The sequence below is a fragment of the Serratia sp. LTN-2 genome (assembly GCF_059740205.1).
Map to the genome: position 1 here is coordinate 8,611 of NZ_JCAXDO010000018.1, position 16,051 is coordinate 24,661.

14 protein-coding genes and 6 pseudogenes are annotated in these 16,051 nt (G+C 46.3%); 7 read left to right on the top strand and 13 right to left on the bottom strand.

Going from position 1 to position 16,051, the window contains the following annotated elements; genetic code table 11:
* The 11 genes and pseudogenes from AC6BYQ_RS23530 to AC6BYQ_RS23580 all read right to left on the bottom strand — a co-directional run.
* Nucleotides 1-549, bottom strand: a 549-nt coding sequence (locus AC6BYQ_RS23530; protein WP_498057593.1) for a site-specific integrase, incomplete at its 3' end; no start/stop codon positions are given.
* Nucleotides 546-881 carry a hypothetical protein gene (locus AC6BYQ_RS23535; protein ID WP_498057594.1) on the bottom strand — a complete coding sequence of 112 codons (336 nt, stop codon included), beginning with the start codon at nucleotides 879-881 and terminating at the stop codon, nucleotides 546-548. The genes AC6BYQ_RS23530 and AC6BYQ_RS23535, both read right to left, overlap by 4 nt.
* 6 nt (nucleotides 882-887) lie before the next feature.
* A pseudogene (locus AC6BYQ_RS23540) lies at nucleotides 888-986 on the bottom strand (hypothetical protein); the annotation flags it as partial.
* Entirely contained in the window at nucleotides 971-1,309 is a 339-nt protein-coding gene (locus AC6BYQ_RS23545) for a hypothetical protein (protein WP_333042650.1), read from the bottom strand. The gene AC6BYQ_RS23545 and the pseudogene AC6BYQ_RS23540, both read right to left, overlap by 16 nt.
* A gap of 115 nt (nucleotides 1,310-1,424) precedes the next feature.
* Nucleotides 1,425-1,775 (bottom strand): hypothetical protein, encoded by a 351-nt coding sequence (locus AC6BYQ_RS23550; RefSeq protein WP_498057595.1) that lies wholly within the window; start codon nucleotides 1,773-1,775, stop codon nucleotides 1,425-1,427.
* A gap of 145 nt (nucleotides 1,776-1,920) precedes the next feature.
* Nucleotides 1,921-2,151, bottom strand: a pseudogene (locus AC6BYQ_RS23555) (hypothetical protein); the annotation flags it as partial.
* A gap of 19 nt (nucleotides 2,152-2,170) precedes the next feature.
* A pseudogene (locus tag AC6BYQ_RS23560) lies at nucleotides 2,171-2,440 on the bottom strand (transposase); the annotation flags it as partial.
* Between the two features lie 87 nt (nucleotides 2,441-2,527).
* Nucleotides 2,528-2,833: an FAD-dependent oxidoreductase gene (locus AC6BYQ_RS23565; protein WP_498057596.1), complete on the bottom strand. Its 306-nt coding sequence runs from the start codon at nucleotides 2,831-2,833 to the stop codon at nucleotides 2,528-2,530.
* On the bottom strand, nucleotides 2,731-3,894 hold the full coding sequence (locus AC6BYQ_RS23570; protein ID WP_498057597.1) for a flavin monoamine oxidase family protein: 1,164 nt from the start codon (nucleotides 3,892-3,894) through the stop codon (nucleotides 2,731-2,733). The genes AC6BYQ_RS23565 and AC6BYQ_RS23570 overlap by 103 nt, the downstream gene beginning before the upstream one ends.
* Nucleotides 3,895-4,519: 625 nt before the next feature.
* Nucleotides 4,520-5,398, bottom strand: a pseudogene (locus AC6BYQ_RS23575) (transposase zinc-binding domain-containing protein).
* 337 nt (nucleotides 5,399-5,735) lie between these two features.
* Nucleotides 5,736-6,068, bottom strand: a complete 333-nt coding sequence (locus AC6BYQ_RS23580) for a DMT family transporter (RefSeq protein ID WP_498057598.1) — start codon at nucleotides 6,066-6,068, stop codon at nucleotides 5,736-5,738.
* Nucleotides 6,069-6,925: 857 nt separating this feature from the next.
* Here AC6BYQ_RS23580 and AC6BYQ_RS23585 point away from each other — a divergent pair.
* Nucleotides 6,926-7,653, top strand: a pseudogene (locus AC6BYQ_RS23585) (IS91 family transposase); the annotation flags it as partial.
* Between the two features lie 932 nt (nucleotides 7,654-8,585).
* Here the strand turns inward: AC6BYQ_RS23585 and AC6BYQ_RS23590 are convergent.
* Nucleotides 8,586-8,897 (bottom strand): hypothetical protein, encoded by a 312-nt coding sequence (locus AC6BYQ_RS23590; RefSeq protein ID WP_498057599.1) that lies wholly within the window; start codon nucleotides 8,895-8,897, stop codon nucleotides 8,586-8,588.
* Nucleotides 8,898-9,110: 213 nt separating this feature from the next.
* On the opposite strand from AC6BYQ_RS23590, the pseudogene AC6BYQ_RS23595 reads away from it, so the two are divergent.
* From AC6BYQ_RS23595 to AC6BYQ_RS23615, 5 genes and pseudogenes are all read left to right on the top strand, one after another.
* A pseudogene (locus tag AC6BYQ_RS23595) lies at nucleotides 9,111-9,974 on the top strand (RepB family plasmid replication initiator protein); the annotation flags it as partial.
* 281 nt (nucleotides 9,975-10,255) lie between these two features.
* Nucleotides 10,256-11,038 (top strand): winged helix-turn-helix domain-containing protein, encoded by a 783-nt coding sequence (locus AC6BYQ_RS23600; protein ID WP_498057600.1) that lies wholly within the window; start codon nucleotides 10,256-10,258, stop codon nucleotides 11,036-11,038.
* On the top strand, nucleotides 11,005-11,502 hold the full coding sequence (locus tag AC6BYQ_RS23605; RefSeq protein WP_498057601.1) for a FidL-like protein: 498 nt from the start codon (nucleotides 11,005-11,007) through the stop codon (nucleotides 11,500-11,502). Before AC6BYQ_RS23600 ends, AC6BYQ_RS23605 begins: the two co-directional genes overlap by 34 nt.
* 316 nt (nucleotides 11,503-11,818) lie before the next feature.
* Entirely contained in the window at nucleotides 11,819-12,241 is a 423-nt protein-coding gene (locus tag AC6BYQ_RS23610; protein WP_498057602.1) for a membrane-associated Zn-dependent protease 1, read from the top strand.
* A 242-nt stretch (nucleotides 12,242-12,483) separates the two neighbouring features.
* The gene (locus AC6BYQ_RS23615) at nucleotides 12,484-12,660 is read left to right on the top strand and encodes a hypothetical protein (protein ID WP_498057603.1); all 177 of its coding nucleotides are present in this window, start codon (nucleotides 12,484-12,486) and stop codon (nucleotides 12,658-12,660) included.
* Between the two features lie 498 nt (nucleotides 12,661-13,158).
* Here AC6BYQ_RS23615 and AC6BYQ_RS23620 read toward each other — a convergent pair whose 3' ends face one another.
* Nucleotides 13,159-14,673 carry an MFS transporter gene (locus AC6BYQ_RS23620; protein WP_493703236.1) on the bottom strand — a complete coding sequence of 505 codons (1,515 nt, stop codon included), beginning with the start codon at nucleotides 14,671-14,673 and terminating at the stop codon, nucleotides 13,159-13,161.
* A gap of 518 nt (nucleotides 14,674-15,191) precedes the next feature.
* On the opposite strand from AC6BYQ_RS23620, the gene AC6BYQ_RS23625 reads away from it, so the two are divergent.
* Nucleotides 15,192-15,689: a hypothetical protein gene (locus AC6BYQ_RS23625; RefSeq protein ID WP_498057604.1), complete on the top strand. Its 498-nt coding sequence runs from the start codon at nucleotides 15,192-15,194 to the stop codon at nucleotides 15,687-15,689.
* Nucleotides 15,690-16,051: the final 362 nt, after the last annotated feature.

The following is a 16,051-nucleotide window of genomic DNA, read 5'->3' on the forward strand; positions in this document are numbered from 1 at the left end:
CCCATCGGCCGCTGCCGCTTCAACCGCTTCGCTGAGCCACGTGCGGACCGTCCGATCGGTAATCTCCCAGATGCGTGCCTTCTCGGTTCTGCCGCTTCGCTTGTTACGTCGTTCAAGAGGTATTTTCAGCGTGGCCACCATCATCCCCAGCTGGCTGACATAGTTAGCATCGGAAAGCGGAACCAGCCGATGCGCCTGACTGCCTGCAGGCGAACGGCCGGCCGTTCGGGCCGCTTTCTCCGCCCGCTGTTTGAGCGTGGCCAGCTGCACGAACGGGTAGGGAGGCGCCAGCGAAAAATCTCCCCTTGTCAGCGCCAGCACCTCGTTGATGCGCGCGCCGGTATTCCAGAGGGTGGCCAGCAACATCTTGCGGTGGAGATCGGGTACATAGTGGAGCAGGGCACTCACTTCCGGCGCCAGCAGATATTTCGGCAGTTCGTCCTGAACGAGTGCCATCTGGCGCAGGGCCAGTGCGGCAGGGTAGTCGATTGCCACCGGCAGCTGCGCGGCAGAAAAAGAAACGCCCTGGCCTGGTATTGCCGGCATCATTGTTTATTGTCCCCGGTGGACAGGTATTGCACTGTAAGTCGAGCCAGTGCTTTCTGCGCGTAATCCTCACCCGGGAGCACACTGATTTCTCCCCGGCGTTCCATCTCGGTGCCGATGGCGCTGAGGGTGATCGTTACCGGAAGCAGCCGGCGCAGCAGCAGGGCGTGCCCGCATGCGGAACGGATACGTTCCGCAAACGCATCCTCATCGCGGGAGTATTCGCCGGGCGCCGGCCGTTCCCGACCGTCCTTTTCCGACTGTAGGTCCTGGCAGAGCGTCAGCAGCTCAACGATTTCACTGGCTGCCTGAGCAGCCATCAGGTCATGGTTCATTCCGGCTTATCCTGATTTGCCAAACAGCTGAGGCAGTTCATCAAACAACATCACATGACGGGTACGCTTTCCGCGAAAGATACGTCGCATCAGCGGCTTCCCATCCGTTTTAACGGCCTTACAGGGAGGTCGTTTCCCAGTAGATCCTGCAGCGCCCGTTGTTCCGCAATCACTACGGCCTCCCTGAGCGGGATAACCCTAGAGGGTATATCCTCTGGAAAATCACTGTCAGGGCGGCCAGAACCAGGGGCTAATTGCCACTCATCAGGGCTTCCAGTTTGCATGGCCACGATCCTTCCCTCAGTGGTGAGGATTTCGCTCGCCCGCCACGCACTGTTATCCTTGCAGGCAGTGATGCCATCTGCTGTTCTGAACCAGAGCTGGCTATGAAGGCTGAGAAGATGCGTTGCGACGGTTTCAAATTTCATCCTGTTTTCCATCATGGGCCGGAACACAACCCACAGTCATGTAGTTCTGCGCTCCGGTAAAAAGCATCCATACCAGGCGAGCTCGCGTCGTTAAGAAATCCCGCCTCTGTAGGCTTCAGCGGTCGGCAGCAAGTTCCTCAGCCAGCTTCACGAACCCTTTGTGCTCAGCCTGCAGGTAATGGCTGTAAATCCGGGCATCACGTTCAGTCAGTCCTGATGGATTGCCGGAGAAATAACGCTGGAGTACCGTAATGCAGTGATTGTAGGTATCAAGATCGTATTCCCAGTCTCCCAGTTCTCCGGCCACGTTCAGTTCCTTGCGGAACTGGTCATACTTACGCTCCAGAATACCGAGACCGAGGTTTATGGCTGTATAATTATTACTTTCACCGGGCGCAGAAATCGCGTTGCGAATTTTTTCGAAGGCATAATTGAAATCATTTCTGTCATTGAAAGCAGTAAACATGTCATTTCCCCATCTGAATAATTAGCAATGCAATTTTACCAAGCCTAAACCACCATCTACTCACGCACCTGACAGTCACTTGGAAATATTTTTCCCTTCCATCATCATTTTCAGGGTGATAATAAGCAGTCATATAGCCACGCTATTAAATTACCGGACGGCCGTTCCGGTCGGATCCGACTTTCTGCCGTATACCAACTTTCCGGAAGTGTACCACGGTCAGGGAATAACCACAGCGCCCTTATATGGTGGTGAGCGGCCGGTCACAGGGCAGGGGAGGGACACAACATATAGCGTCACTGTCAGCAGGGAACACCGCTACATCTTGTGTTGCCGGGCCGCTGCGCGCCGGAGGCCGGAAAGCAGATCCGGAACTGGTTATTCTTTACCAGTTACGTTTCGAAAAAGCCATCACGATCGCGCGGTGTACGGAACTCCAGCGGGCGATCGCCAGTGATAACCGTCTTTTGGGTATTGCCGTTGCCGGCGTTAGTCGCCGGTCTGGGCTGATTTATATCGTAGCCAAGGTGATGGGTCATTTCAGCGTTGAGCGCCGCCTCGGCACTGATTTATTTCAGCAGGCGATCGAACTGGTTGAGATCGTCAGGGGTTTTGAGATTTTTGGCCAGTTCGTTAGCCAGGGCCTGCAAATATGTTTCGTCCATAAATCAACCTGATTTTGATGTTGGATTGAACATATCAAAATCAGGCAATTACACAAATCTATATACAGGCTTGGCAAGGGCGGCTGGTCAGCTCTGGCGCAAAATTGCTTTCGCTGCTTTTACGCCTGAGTCAAGAGCGTAATCCACCTGTGACAGGACAACACCCGCCCAGTAGATGTTCCCCACTGGCTTTAGTACTCCCTCTTCATCCTCCCAGCAACCATAGGCACCCAGTGAGTATGGATCGCTCGACCAGTAGTGCATGGTCGCCTTTTGATACGTCAGATCGCTTATTCCGGTGAGATCGCGAACCACACGCAACATATGCTCATAACGGTCTGATTCAGAGAGTAAAAGCAGCTTTCTGGCATTATCACCGGTTGACCAGCCCACAAGTATCTGTCCAGGATAGTCGGGAATACCGGCGGATGCATTCCATACGCAGGGGATAATATGAGAAAAATCATCCAGTCTGTCCGAATGTAGCGGAAGGACTTTTCTGTCAAAAGCATAATTATTTTTACAACGGGAACGCTGTTTCCTGAACGAAGGGCACGCATTTTCTCGTCAGAAAGTTGCGGCATGAAGGTCACGTTACCAGCAAGGATCACAGGAGCGGGAAGGGTTACAACACAATTTTTTGCGCTGAATTGCAGCTGCTCGCTGCTATGAGTCGCAGTAACCAGAACGGAATTGCCATTGTCCTGGATCCGGGTCACAACCGTATCCAACTGAACAGGCACCCCCTGGCTTAACGCTCTGAGGATGCTGTCATAGCCCTGAGTCAGTCTGAAGTCACCGCCATCTGGGTCAGGATTGTTTTCCGAAGCATTCTGCCACAGCTGGGGCATTTCACCGGAAATTTCTCTAGGATGCATTTTGTCAAATGGCTCACGGTCTATGGTTTCGGCGAGTAACGACAGTGGTCGGTTTTCTTTCTCTATCCCCAGACGATTCAGATACTCTTCAGCGTTTTTATCGGATTTCAGGGGCTTAAAGCTTGACGGTTGTTGAGGTTTGTATAATGGAAATGAATAGAAGCGCGCTTCGCGCGCGGAAACCCATGGTGTATTTGCAGAATATCTGGCGAACATATTTTCAACAGGGTGGGCGGGTATATTCAGATTTTTTACCATTACCCAGAGACTGATTTCACCCGGCCCACCATGAATGAGCTCCGCACCCAGCTCTACTTCCACGTGCTCCGAAAACGAACGATCGGTCCAAATTCGCCCCCCTGTACGCTGCCGGGCTTCAATGACAATAACGGACCTGCCTGCATTCACAAGTTTACGTGCAGCCGACAGCCCTGCCGGGCCCGCACCAATGATAATAGTGTCTGCATTCCTTGCTGCCGTGAGCCCGATCTTACCGGCAACTGACGATTTTATGAGACTGGCAGACAAAAATAACGCGCCGCTTCCAACAATAAAATCACGTCTCGACGTTGCCATGCATATCTCCAACTGTTACTTATTACTGGGGCGTGATAATGAATATTACGGTATTTTTTATTGAAAATTCATTTCCTGAATGAAACAGCTTAAGATGAATGTAGTCAGGGCTCAAGCGCCGTCAAGCCTAAGGCAATAAAAATCATATTAAAATATTTTAGATAACCACTGTAAATTATCTAATGACAATTCAGGCTTTGCCGATTTACGTTTAAAGTGCAGGCACGAAGAGTGGTTTTTGCATCACATCAATAATATTTTTTCACCCGACGCTGCCTATAACATGGGCAGATATTAAGAACATCAATAGGCAATTTGTGCATGCATATATCAAAGCAGCGTTTTCTTCGGATAGCAGCTGAAATACTAAGCTGAACACTATCTAACCTATAAATTATAAGTTATAGCTTATAGGTTAGATATCTTTGCACCAGGTCTGATATTGTCGGCATACGTTAAGTCCCTCCCCTGTTCATGGTTAGGAAAATGAATCCTCGTTTTAAAAATATCCTGACCATGGATGTTATCGTCGGGAGCGTAATGGTAGCGGGTGGTTGTGGCACTTATGACGATAAAATGCGGTTTTCGGTGAGTTTTTAACCTGAAAGACTTTTTTAAAGCGCACTTATCCCGCTGTCTGTGCCAGAAGCCACCGTTTCCGGTCGATGTTATTCAGCCTTTCTGCCACTTATTCCGTGGCGTGTCTGCCAGCCTGTGCACTGCTGAAGCGCAGCAGGTTGCCGCAAAGGATGCATCTTTACGGATCTGTGTGCAGGAACGCCTTCATCAGCGCGACGAAGCCCGGTTGTTCCGGTATTTTCCGCGCCTCCATCTGCAGTGCATCGTATACCTTCAGCAGCAGCTCGTCGCGTTTCCGGCTGGACAAAAAACCGTAGTAGCGCACCATCTTAAAATGCTTCGCCGGTACGTGGCCGATATAGCGTCCGATCATCTCTTCCTGGGTCAGGGGCTGCTGGCGGTACTGCTGCGCGCAGTGGGCGTAATAGTGATTTACCACTTCGCCACCGCTGTCGTGCCTGAGCTTCGCCGCCGACACCGGAGGGCGCAGAAGATACCGACCTCCATGCCCTGTTTGCGGGTCCACCAGAGCATGGCCCGGGTGGCTGCGAGGAACAGGGCACTGAGCAAAGGCCAGTTGTTGTCAAAAAAAGGGCCAGAGCAGGTGGGGCATGGTAAAGGTGATATGCTGCCAGTCGCAGTCGGGCAGGATGTGGCTCTGCTGCGACACCCACTGCTTCGTGGCATTAAAACCGCAGGAGCTGCAGGCCTGTGACTTGCAGCTCTGGCAGAAGAAGCGGTAGTGTGTGCAGCCAGCCGATGTGCAACAGTAGCGGTTTACGCCCATGCTGACGGTGCCGCAGGCGAGCATGCGCTCGACGCAGAGACGGGTCCACGGGGTCACGCTGTCGCCGAACTTATTGACGAACAAATTCCAGCCGTCATCGACGGTGAAGAGCAGTTTGGCAGGGCGCGGAATATGCATGCCGCAGAGTATAAAACGGGGCTCAGGGCATGCAAATTATCGGAATCGCGAAGCGATGATGCTCGCCCTGTAAGGGTGCTATGTTCATTTGCGCATCCGCAATTGCTCTGAACTAAGGGTACACTGTAGTGTCATGTACGTTACCCAGTTATCATCCGTATTAAAGCATCTCTTGATTATCCACTATTTCAGAAAGTAGGGGACGATTAATGTCCGTGCTAAATTTATGATAACTACTGGTAATAAAAGGAATAAATATCGGTTGTATTTCTTTTAAAAGCCTGAGTGTGCTTTTGCATAACGCCATTCATGCTCACTGAATAAAAATAAAGACCTGTCAATGGCCAGCAGTCTTTGACAGTGCTTGAATAAAGACGACCCCGCAGACGATCATTATCATGCCTGCAATGGCAAAAAAGTCGAGCTTTTGCCCATAGACGAAATAGGATGCAACGCTCACAAGTACAATCCCCATTCCAGCCCATGTTGCGTAGGCTACCCCGACAGGTATCGTTTGTACCACAATACTCAGGAGCCAGAATGCTATGGCATAGCCCCCAACGACCAGAACAAGGGGTAGGGGCTTAGAGAAGCCGGACAAAGCTTTCATTGAGGTTGTTGCAACAACTTCTGCAGCGATTGCTGCAGCAAGAAGAATATAGGCGTACATGGTGACTCCTGTTTAAATAAATTAGAACGTGCTAAATTAAAAAATCGGGTATACAAGGTATAATATGTTTCGCACATTATACCTGACTATATATTTTATAGCATAAAAAAGCAATTACATTGAGTCATATTTTCATTTCCTGACATCTTCTGGCCTTTCGCATCTCTTAATGTTAATAAAACTCAGGATGCCGAAGGCTACTTGCGTTACCACTTTTCCACTTATCAGAACCGCAGTTGGGTTATTTTCCCAGTAACTCTGGTGACATAGCAAAGGATAAAATAATAACAATTGGAATTGATCTTAACAACACTCCCCTGCGATTTTTTTTAAACACAACCAATGATATCACATGATCTATGTCAGGCAGAACACATACACGCAAAATCAGATTTTTTAGTAAAAATCATAAATTCTTAACCTTTGTTAGGCCTGATGCCATTTAGAATTTTTCTGATTTTACATGCCCACCTAAAGTAAAATTAAAAGGAAGCTTCTTTTCGCATCACCAATATATTATTTCTTAATCAGTTACCTGCAATAATCTGGAGCTAATATGGTGTTAATGCTAACTATTTTTGAGTGCATAATAAGCACTGCAGGATATAATTCATGTATTATGTATTATATCCTGCAGTTACTATGGTAAACCAATCTCGTGTTTGTTATTTCAACAAAATCAAACCATATATTATGCTGAAATCTAAATAGCATTTGGTTTTTACAGATTCTTTTATATTTCAATTGAAATTGCCCTATGCATTCTTATGTGAACATAGGGCTCTTACAGTGCGAGCGTCATCGCTTCGCGATTCCGATAATTTGCATGCCCTGAGCCCCGTTTTATACTCTGCGGCATGCATATTCCCAGACCGGCAAAGCTGCTGTTCCAGCATGACGATGGTTGGATCCAGTACCTGGATAAACACGGCGACTCCCTCAGCGACTGGACTCAAACTCGCCGTCGAGTGCATGCTCGGCTGCGGCACCTGCGCCATGGGCGTGCGCCGTTACTGCTGCGCCTCACCGGACTGCATCCATTCCCGCTTTTTCTGCCATAACTGCAACTCCAAGGCCTGAAGCAGTTGTGGCCTCAATGCCACTGAGCAGTGGATTGCCGAACAGCAGCACATCCTGCCCGACTGCAACTGGCAACATATCACGTTTACCATGCCTCACCTGCTGTGGCAGTTCTTCGACAACAACTGCCCCCTGCTCAATGACCTGTTTCGCTGCGCCACCCGTGCCATGCTCCGCTGGGCGCGCCAACAGGGGATCGAAGTCGGTATCTTCTAGGTGCTCCATACCTGCGGCCGGCAGCTCAATCAGCACCCGCATATCCACGTCTCCGTCACCCGCGGCGGCCTCGACATAAAACACAGCACCTGGCGGGCCTGGCCCATATCCGCAACGAAGATCGGTGGCACCGTTACCTGCAGCGCAATATCGCCGTGCCCGGAATGTCCACTTTACCAAAAAGACTCGCTGCGCTTAGCGCTGCGTGAAATACCTGGGCCGGTACCTGAAGCGTCCGGCGGTGGCCGCTTCTCAGCGGCGGCACTACCGCGGCGGTGCAGTGGTCCATTAATATTACGACCACCGCACTCAGCAACATAAACATTGACATTTATACATATTATCACACAACAGGTCTCACCAAATGGTGATCCTCATTGCCCCCGTTCATGGTTAGGAAAGTCAAAAAGAGGCGATAGCGTTTCCTAACCATGAACAACAAGAATTTAATTTTTCGGGAATTATAATTATAACCTGTTATACATTAATAATGTGATTACGGCATGGAAATTTTTAAAAATACAACCCATCAATTTCCGAGCAAACAGGAATACCATTCTGTCTAGATTGTATTTTTAATGTCTGATCTTAAAATGATAGTTCAGTCCGTGTCTCACATAAGACTGCGCCTATTTTTATCTGCCCTGAAATCAATGAACAGATGAGTTCGTGGTAAGTTTGTACAGAATTATGCTAGTAAGGAACACAACTAGCTTTCAATAGCTAGTTCATAAGGATTTGAAAACGTCAGGAGCACTGGCGCATATCTCAACATAGACAATGATTTCAAAGTGTGGTTCAAGCTAGGCTGATCACCTCACGTAACCATCCTTCTGTCGAGGCATCATTCAGTGTACAGGTATCTGGCCGGCTGTAGATGCTCGACATAGCATCAGCTAGTTTTCAGAACAGAATAACATCTGTTCCTATATACCACGAACAAGAGTTATCCAGCAATTTGCTGTAAAAAAGATGCACTTAGCGCACGTTATTTATACAATAGAAAAACTCTAAAAAAGGCACGTAAAATTTAATTAGATTTATAAGCATGACCTCTCAGTTAGACCATATAGCTCTGACAACCTGAAATATACTTGAATACACCAACATTTATTCCAGTGTTTTCGGTGTGGAAGTTGCTATATCTGGAGGTTCAAAGCTTATCCTATCGCTCGTCACGAACTTAGATACATGCTAACTATTAAGAATTTAATTTTTACATCAATAAATTCCTAGCATTTCAAGATGTTTAACAACAAAGTACTCAAGGCTTAGATTCATTTCAGAATTTTCCCATGTTGATAAACGGAATCCAGTGAGTGGGATTAATATTAAAAAATTCATCAATCCTAAAAAAGTAACAATTGTATTCCATTTACATAAGTTATCAACACGATAGAACCAGTATTTAGATCCATAAAAGATCCACGGTGCGATTTTCTCTTTTAAAATCATTGAATTGCGAAGGTTTATAACCACTGTAGTCAGTAAAAAATCCACTGTGGCGAGTGAAGTAACCACTGTAGTCAGCACTGAGTATCCACTGTAGTCAGCAGAAAGAGACAAAACATCCACATTGTGTAAAACTTTAATACACTGAAAAAATTGTATTTTTGAAAATTCACTATAAATTTATCCACAGCATCAACCAGCAGGAGATATCCTTTCTCATCCCGGCTTTCCTTAGCCAGATAATAGGATTTTCTTTTATATGTTTATTTTTCTCATTGCAAGGAGGCTGCTGTTATGGAAAATAATATTAATATGGTCAGGGAATCGTTTACGGAGCATCACAAAGACCATGGCGTGCTCGTGAGTCTGTCTCCGGATTCTGATAACACAGTTCAGCCTGTCGCGCTTATGCGTCTTGGGATATTTGTGCCTACGCTGAAATCAACTGGCCGTGGGAGAACGATGTCAATGGTAACCAACGATGTTACTGATGAGCTCCGTCAGCTCAGCCTTGTTCGTTCGGAAGGATATGAAAATATCAGGATCACCGGTGCCAGGCTCGATATGGACAATGATTTCAAGGTATGGGTCGGGATCATCCATGCCTTTTCACGGCTTAACTCGCTAGGCGAACTGCTCACGCTGCCCTTCGTGGAGTTTGTCAAACTTTGTGGGATCAGTACCTCACGTTCGTCTGCCAGGCTCAGAAAACGAATCGAAGCCTCTCTGGGGCGTATTGCCACTAACACGATTTCGTTTACAAGCAGCAGCGGAGGTTACTACGTTACACATCTGGTTCAGTCTGCCAAATATAATCCCCGTCTTGATGTGATTACGCTCCAGGCAGATCCCTGCATTTTTGAGCTTTATCGCTTTGATCACAAGGTGTTATTGCAGCTCAAAGCCATCAACGCCCTGTCTCGTAAGGAATCGGCACAGGCGTTGTATACCTTCATTGAAAGTCTGCCTCCCGACCCTGCCCCGATTTCCATCGGGCGTCTTCGTATGAGGCTTAATCTTACTTCCCGGACGATTACGCAGAATGCCACGGTCAGAAAGGCAATGGAACAGCTCAGGGAGATCGGTTATCTCGGCTACACCGAGCTTCGGCGGGGAAAGACGGTGTATTTCCATATTCACTTCCGGCGGCCAAAGCTGTGCGGGGAGGTGCTGCGTATGGAAAGACATGCTGAATGATGAAAGATAGCTTTTCCAGATATCCACTGTAGTGAGCAAAAGGTTTCCGAAGAAGATGGCTGTCCGTAGATAATGTGGACACTATGGTTAAAAAGCAGTGTACGGGTTTATACTGGTTATTGCGTATATCATTCTGATAATGCGGGAGAAGAGCTTAAAATGCTTCAGTGGTTCTGATAACGGTATCGCAGTTCTGGTTTGAGCGTTCATCAACACTTTTTTCACTGCGTCTGGTACCAAAAATGAAATATATTATTGAAAATGCAATATTATTTGACAGTGACAGGAAACAAATATCTTCCGCTTCCAGCCCGGATGTTATCGTTCCTCTGACAACAACGGCATCCCGATTGCTGGAAGAAATCATAAAGCATCCCAACAGGGTTCTTCCCCGTGCTTTATTGTTAAAAAAAGTCTGGGAGGATAACGGTTATGCTCCTTCTGACGCGAGCCTGAATAACAATATCAGCGTGCTCAGAAAATACTTTACCAGCCTCAGTGACACTGAGATTGACCTTCGCACGGTACCTAAAATTGGTTTTCAGCTGAATGCTTCTGTTGTGCCGTATGAAGAACAGACTGATGCAGCCGGGAATGATGAGGCTCACGAAAACGAAATATCGGATGTTATTCAGCCCGCTTCAGGTCGCTTTGCATCGCATACGCGCTATGGTGTGTATATTGTCTTTGCGGGTATTACGGTGTTGACTCTGCTCGTCACGCTGGTGTTTATAAGTCTTCAGGACAGGGGGATCAGTACCCTGAACAAAAAGATCCAGCGTATGGTCAGATTTGAACAATGCGATGTCTTTAATCTTTCGTCTGACGGTATTCCCTTTGATAAGGTGCTCAGCCAGTTCCCGTCAGTGCGGTCAGGCTGTATGAGTAAACCTGCAAATGTATATTACGATTTCTCATCACTGAATAAAGATCGTGCCAGACATTTGTTTGTCTCCGTATGCTTCAAAAATGATAAGTCAGGTTATCTGAAATGCGAAAATATAAAATCTTACTCTCTGGAATGATTTTCCTTGCTGTTATACTGGCTGCAGCCGTGGGTTTCATGCTGTATAAAAATCCGCGTCAGGATGTTTTGATCCAGAAGTGTGAAGCGGACGTCCGGTATGATGTTTTCGAAGAGGGTCAGCAGCATACGCTTGATGCGCTGTATGTTCTTGCACTGGGCGCAAGAAACCAGGGGTTTTTGCACATCACGGGTATTCTCAGCAGCAAAGGAAAAAAAGAGGATATCGACAGAACCTACAGTTTTACCTTCAAGAAAAATGGCAAGGTTGGATTGTACGGCATACAGATATTCAAGGAAAAAGTGAGCGCTTATGATGGCGTCGACAGCAATTTTTTTCATACTTACTTTCTGCCGGACAAGCCTGGTGAGGAGCTTTATATAAAAGCCAGCTCTCCGGACAACGGTCTGTATTTCTTTGAGGGTTTTTCCTATCCTTTCTTCATGTGCACCACCGGAGTCTGATCCCAAAGGCAGGTGTTTGACTTTATTGTTGATAATTTATCTTAATTTTCATAATTTTAAAGAAAATTAACTTCCAGAAGCCCCCGGGTGATGGTTAGCATGAATGTGTTGAAATAGTCTGACTGAAGATAGTCTTTTATTAATTTTTTATGGATACAAATGCGCACTTTCCTGTTGTGCGCGACTCTTACCCCCACGTATGAGGAGAGATCATTTCGTGGGGGCAATTTTTCAGCTGTCTTTAGTTTACTATAAACCTGTGTTTAGTCATGAAGCACGGGCGTTTTTCTGTATGCGTAAAAGGTGTGCGCGATAGATGAATATTATTCGTTATATTGTTATTGCCCTCTCGTTGTCCGCCGGTGGCGCGATGGCTAAGCCCGATGTACGTCTGCTTTTTCATATGGGCGCCGGTGCTGAAAACGAGTTTTTTGTGGGTGGAACGGTAGAAAACAAAGGTGACAGCCCCGCTGAAGGCGGTGTCGTTGTGATTGTTCCCGTAGATGAAATGTGTAAAACCGGTGAACCCCGTACGGCTTCATTCGGCCAGATACTCCCCGGCGAAAAAAAGGAATTTCGCCTGCCTTTCGCGAATACCAGGCTTTATGGTTATCGTCTGATAAGCTTTGGTGCGTATGATGATATGGGCTTTCCTGTTACTGCAAAGGATGAGACCCGGGAAATTATTATGAAACGAGAAGATGATTCCCGTAAAAGCTGTATTGAGAAACGGGGCTGATTTTTCGTTCAAACAAAAATACCCTGAGCAGGTATGTGTTTAAAACAATAATAATTTATTCTCCTTTGCCGCTTTCCTTTGACGGGAACGACGACAAAGGTCTTCAGGCGGCCTTCCATTCCGGGAGGTTTTTTTTTGACACTTTTTTACGCGCTCATTATGTTACCTCTGAAACGCTGAAATAAGATTAAACGTCATATGATAGTTTTATAAGCGTAAATCAATAAACTGGAGAAATGTTCATGAAGAAGTTTGCCCTTATTTTTTCCGTTCTGTCCGCTTTAGCAGTAAGCCCTGCGATGGCCAAGAAGCCGGGATCGGGCTCCTGGCAAAGTGGAGAGACCGGTCATCAGCTCGGCTGCCTCATCATCAGTCTGCTCGGTATGCAGGGATGTGAAAAACCCAAATCCTCTGAATAAGCCATGACGCCCTGATGAAGGGCGTTTAACTGTCCCTTAGCAGCCTCTGTATAGTCCTGAACCTGCACTTTATCAGTCAATGATATCCCCCGGGATGGTGAACCATGATCTTATACTTTCGATATAAACTCGCCGCCGTCACTCAATAATTCGACCACCACCAGTGGTACAGGCCGGACATGCGACTGAAATATCAGCGCAGACAACTGGCTTAAGACGTGTTGCTCCTGAGGTAATATGTAATCCCGTAAGCGCAAATCTCTTTGGAAGTGAGAAAAATCACAGAATGTAGAGGGGGCTGTTTTTTGTTCATTTTCTGTTCTTCATGAGAAATGTTAGCCGGAATATGCGGTTATAGTGATTATCCACAAAAAATGCCGCATTTTTCCCGTAAAAGTGTGCATAACTTCGGGTGACGGAGCGGTGTGATTCAGGGTACACCTGTTTCTGTTGCGATACCCCTCCCGACACTGAGGTTTGCCGGGAGGGAAGGGGAGATCAGCGACGCAATGGACGATCCTTCAGAAGGACGTATATGCATACTGCCAGTAAGGTCAGGCAGAGCGAAGAAGCAAGCATAACCGGCGAATGGGAGTTAAGGAATGCGGATACGGATGCGTCCCTGACAATTGTACTCTGATTTTCCGGAAGACTTGCTGCATATGAAAATGCTTCAGACAGGGAATTACCTATCCCGGTAATATTCACATTGTCATAGTCTTGCTGCATGGCTGAAAGGTTATTCCTGAATGTTGACGCCATCAGCAGGCCAAAGAATACAACGCCAAGACCGGCGCCAAGCTCATAAGCCATTCCCTCTATTGCGCCAGCCTCGCCGGCCTTGTCCCCTGGAACGGCATTCATGATTGCCGTTGTTGATGCCAGTAATGCCGCTTCAATACAGAAACCAAGTATGACCATCAGGAGCCATGCATGCCAGATTTGAGTATCAAACCGGGTGAAAGCCATCCCGGCGAAACTGGCTGCGCTGATGGCCACGCCGCCGACTGCAATTAATCTGATGCCTGTACGATCGAGCGTCCAGCCAATAAAGGGGCCTGAAAGGCAGCTGGCCAGTATAAGGGGCATCAGGAATAATCCTGCCTGGAGTGGTGTTTTTCCATATGCCAGCTGCTGCTGCTGCGAAACGTAGAATTCAAATCCTACCAGCGAAACCATTGAGGCGAGAGCAAGCATAATACCTGCCACGATAGTTCTGTTCCGGAAAAAGGACAGCTGCAGCATCGGGTTATCTGACGTCCTCTGACGGTTGAGAAAAACCACCATCAGAGATATGCCGCATGCAGAAAGTGCAGCTAATGCCAGTGAAAAACCTTCACGCGCACCTGTTTTCACCGACAGGATGATTAACAGTATCGACGCAATCAGCAGAAGCGGATCCCATACCGGAATTTTGCGCTCTGCGCCTGCGGCTTTAAGGTCCGGGATCCTTAAGGCCATTACGAGCACCAGGATACAGACGGGAATATTGATAAAGAACACCGAGCCCCAGCTGAATTTTTCGAGTAACAGCCCTCCGGCGACTGGCCCCAGCGCCGCACCACCGGTTCCGACTGCTGACCATATTCCGAGAGCAACAGCGCGCTCTTTATTTGAAGAGAAGGCTATTCTCAGTGCCGACAGGGTTGCCGGGAGTATCATCGCCGCTCCGATGGCAAGCATGCCTCTTGCGACAATTAGTATCATCGCAGTGGGTGACAGCATTGCAATAAATGATGCCACTCCAAAGACAATAATTCCCGTGATGGCAAGTTTTTTTGCCCCTATTTTATCCCCGAGCACGCCCATCGGCAGAAGGAAGCTTGCCATTACCAGGGAATAAATATCAATGATCCACAGAACTTCATCGGCAGACGCTTTCAGGTCTACTGACAGTACCGGTGCGGCTACATGGAGTATTGTGGCATCAAGAGAAACAGGAAGATACATCAGTATAATAACTGTTAAAATGTACCACTTTTGTTTTTGGCCTGATTGTGTTTGATTCAGCATATAAATAAAAACTCATTAATTAACCACGGTTATTATACAGTGCTTTATTAATATTTTGTTTTTCCCGGAAGTAAAGTTTTGTCCTTGTTTTTATTTTTTCATTTTATGTGATTGCGTTTAGCAATAATTTATAAAGACATTTTTTTGTTTATCTTGCTGATTTTATTGGTGTTATCTTAAATTATCTATCATTATGTTGAGTTGTTTTTGGGTAATGGTTAGGATTAATAAAATAAAAAATTTGGTTCTTAATTTTATTTTAATAAATATGAGGATGTCATGAGGCGCTCGGATATCATTATCAACTCTCTTTTGAATGGTAAGACCGGAGGTGATGTTAATCACTATACTCTGCTTCTTTTAATTCATTACACCTTCAATATTTCTTACCCTTACGAGGGGTACGGTGAATGGGATGTTGACGTAGAACGCAGTAAAGCAGAAGAGTACAGCAATAAAATTTATCCGGCTCACCTGTCAAAAATTGGGCTCTATATTAAAGAACTATGGGATGTGAGATGACAATGAAAAAATATGCCATACTGATGAGTCACGATAATTATTTCTATTCTGGTCTGAAATCTAAGCTTGACGAGCTCAATACTTTTCTCTTTCACGAAAATGAAATTGACAAGTTTCTGAACCTCTGTTCAGTGGCACCCGAAGATGAAATTCTTATCTTTTATGACGATCAGTTCAGTAAAATAACTTCGGTTATTTTCCACGACAGGGCTTACAGGCTGATTCATGTGCTTCAGTTAAAGGAAACTGGGCTCGATGATCTACTTATGCTTCCGGAAGCCTGTCTGTCCATTGCTCAACAGTCCGGATATAAAAGCAAAGTGATGGAGAAGAAAGCAATCTACTATTATGCGTTTTATAAAATGGCTTACAGGGATATTGCAAAAAAAATGCAAATCCCCGAGGCCCGTGTGAGTTATTTTATTAATAACTACGTCAGGGGGATGAAGTTCAGGCACAAAAATGATTTTGTTATTAACCTCGAATCATCCTGATCTTTTTGATGTGGTTATTTCCGGAAATGACGCCGGAAATAAAAAAATGCCGTCTGGGGGACGGCGAATGTATCATTCCACAGGATTAAAGAAAAGGTACCAGCTGACTAAAGGTAATCCTTCTCGCTAATTAAGTCAACAGACGAATAAAACAAAGAGTACAATTAAGATTTTATTTTTTTGGTTTTTTTTTCTTACTCATTGCTGCGTCACAATACTTCATGAAAAAGCACGCTTGCTTTCGTGATCGTGGTTCTTTTTTTGCGTAATTATTACAAATAAAACAAAACTTAAATTTATTTTTTATAAATCCCATCTATTTTTTCATTTGCATTTATCCAGACTGCTCTGCATAAGCAGTC

What these genes read in the sequence shown, in the direction of transcription:
- AC6BYQ_RS23535 (WP_498057594.1), bottom strand. Translation starts at nt 881, where the DNA reads ATGAACCATGACCTGATGGCTGCTCAGGCAGCCAGTGAAATCGTTGAG.
- AC6BYQ_RS23545 (WP_333042650.1), bottom strand. Translation starts at nt 1,309, where the DNA reads ATGAAATTTGAAACCGTCGCAACGCATCTTCTCAGCCTTCATAGCCAG.
- AC6BYQ_RS23550 (WP_498057595.1), bottom strand. Translation starts at nt 1,775, where the DNA reads ATGTTTACTGCTTTCAATGACAGAAATGATTTCAATTATGCCTTCGAA.
- AC6BYQ_RS23570 (WP_498057597.1), bottom strand. Translation starts at nt 3,894, where the DNA reads ATGGCAACGTCGAGACGTGATTTTATTGTTGGAAGCGGCGCGTTATTT.
- AC6BYQ_RS23580 (WP_498057598.1), bottom strand. Translation starts at nt 6,068, where the DNA reads ATGTACGCCTATATTCTTCTTGCTGCAGCAATCGCTGCAGAAGTTGTT.
- AC6BYQ_RS23600 (WP_498057600.1), top strand. Translation starts at nt 10,256, where the DNA reads ATGAAATATATTATTGAAAATGCAATATTATTTGACAGTGACAGGAAA.
- AC6BYQ_RS23605 (WP_498057601.1), top strand. Translation starts at nt 11,005, where the DNA reads ATGCGAAAATATAAAATCTTACTCTCTGGAATGATTTTCCTTGCTGTT.
- AC6BYQ_RS23610 (WP_498057602.1), top strand. Translation starts at nt 11,819, where the DNA reads ATGAATATTATTCGTTATATTGTTATTGCCCTCTCGTTGTCCGCCGGT.
- AC6BYQ_RS23615 (WP_498057603.1), top strand. Translation starts at nt 12,484, where the DNA reads ATGAAGAAGTTTGCCCTTATTTTTTCCGTTCTGTCCGCTTTAGCAGTA.
- AC6BYQ_RS23620 (WP_493703236.1), bottom strand. Translation starts at nt 14,673, where the DNA reads ATGCTGAATCAAACACAATCAGGCCAAAAACAAAAGTGGTACATTTTA.
- AC6BYQ_RS23625 (WP_498057604.1), top strand. Translation starts at nt 15,192, where the DNA reads ATGACAATGAAAAAATATGCCATACTGATGAGTCACGATAATTATTTC.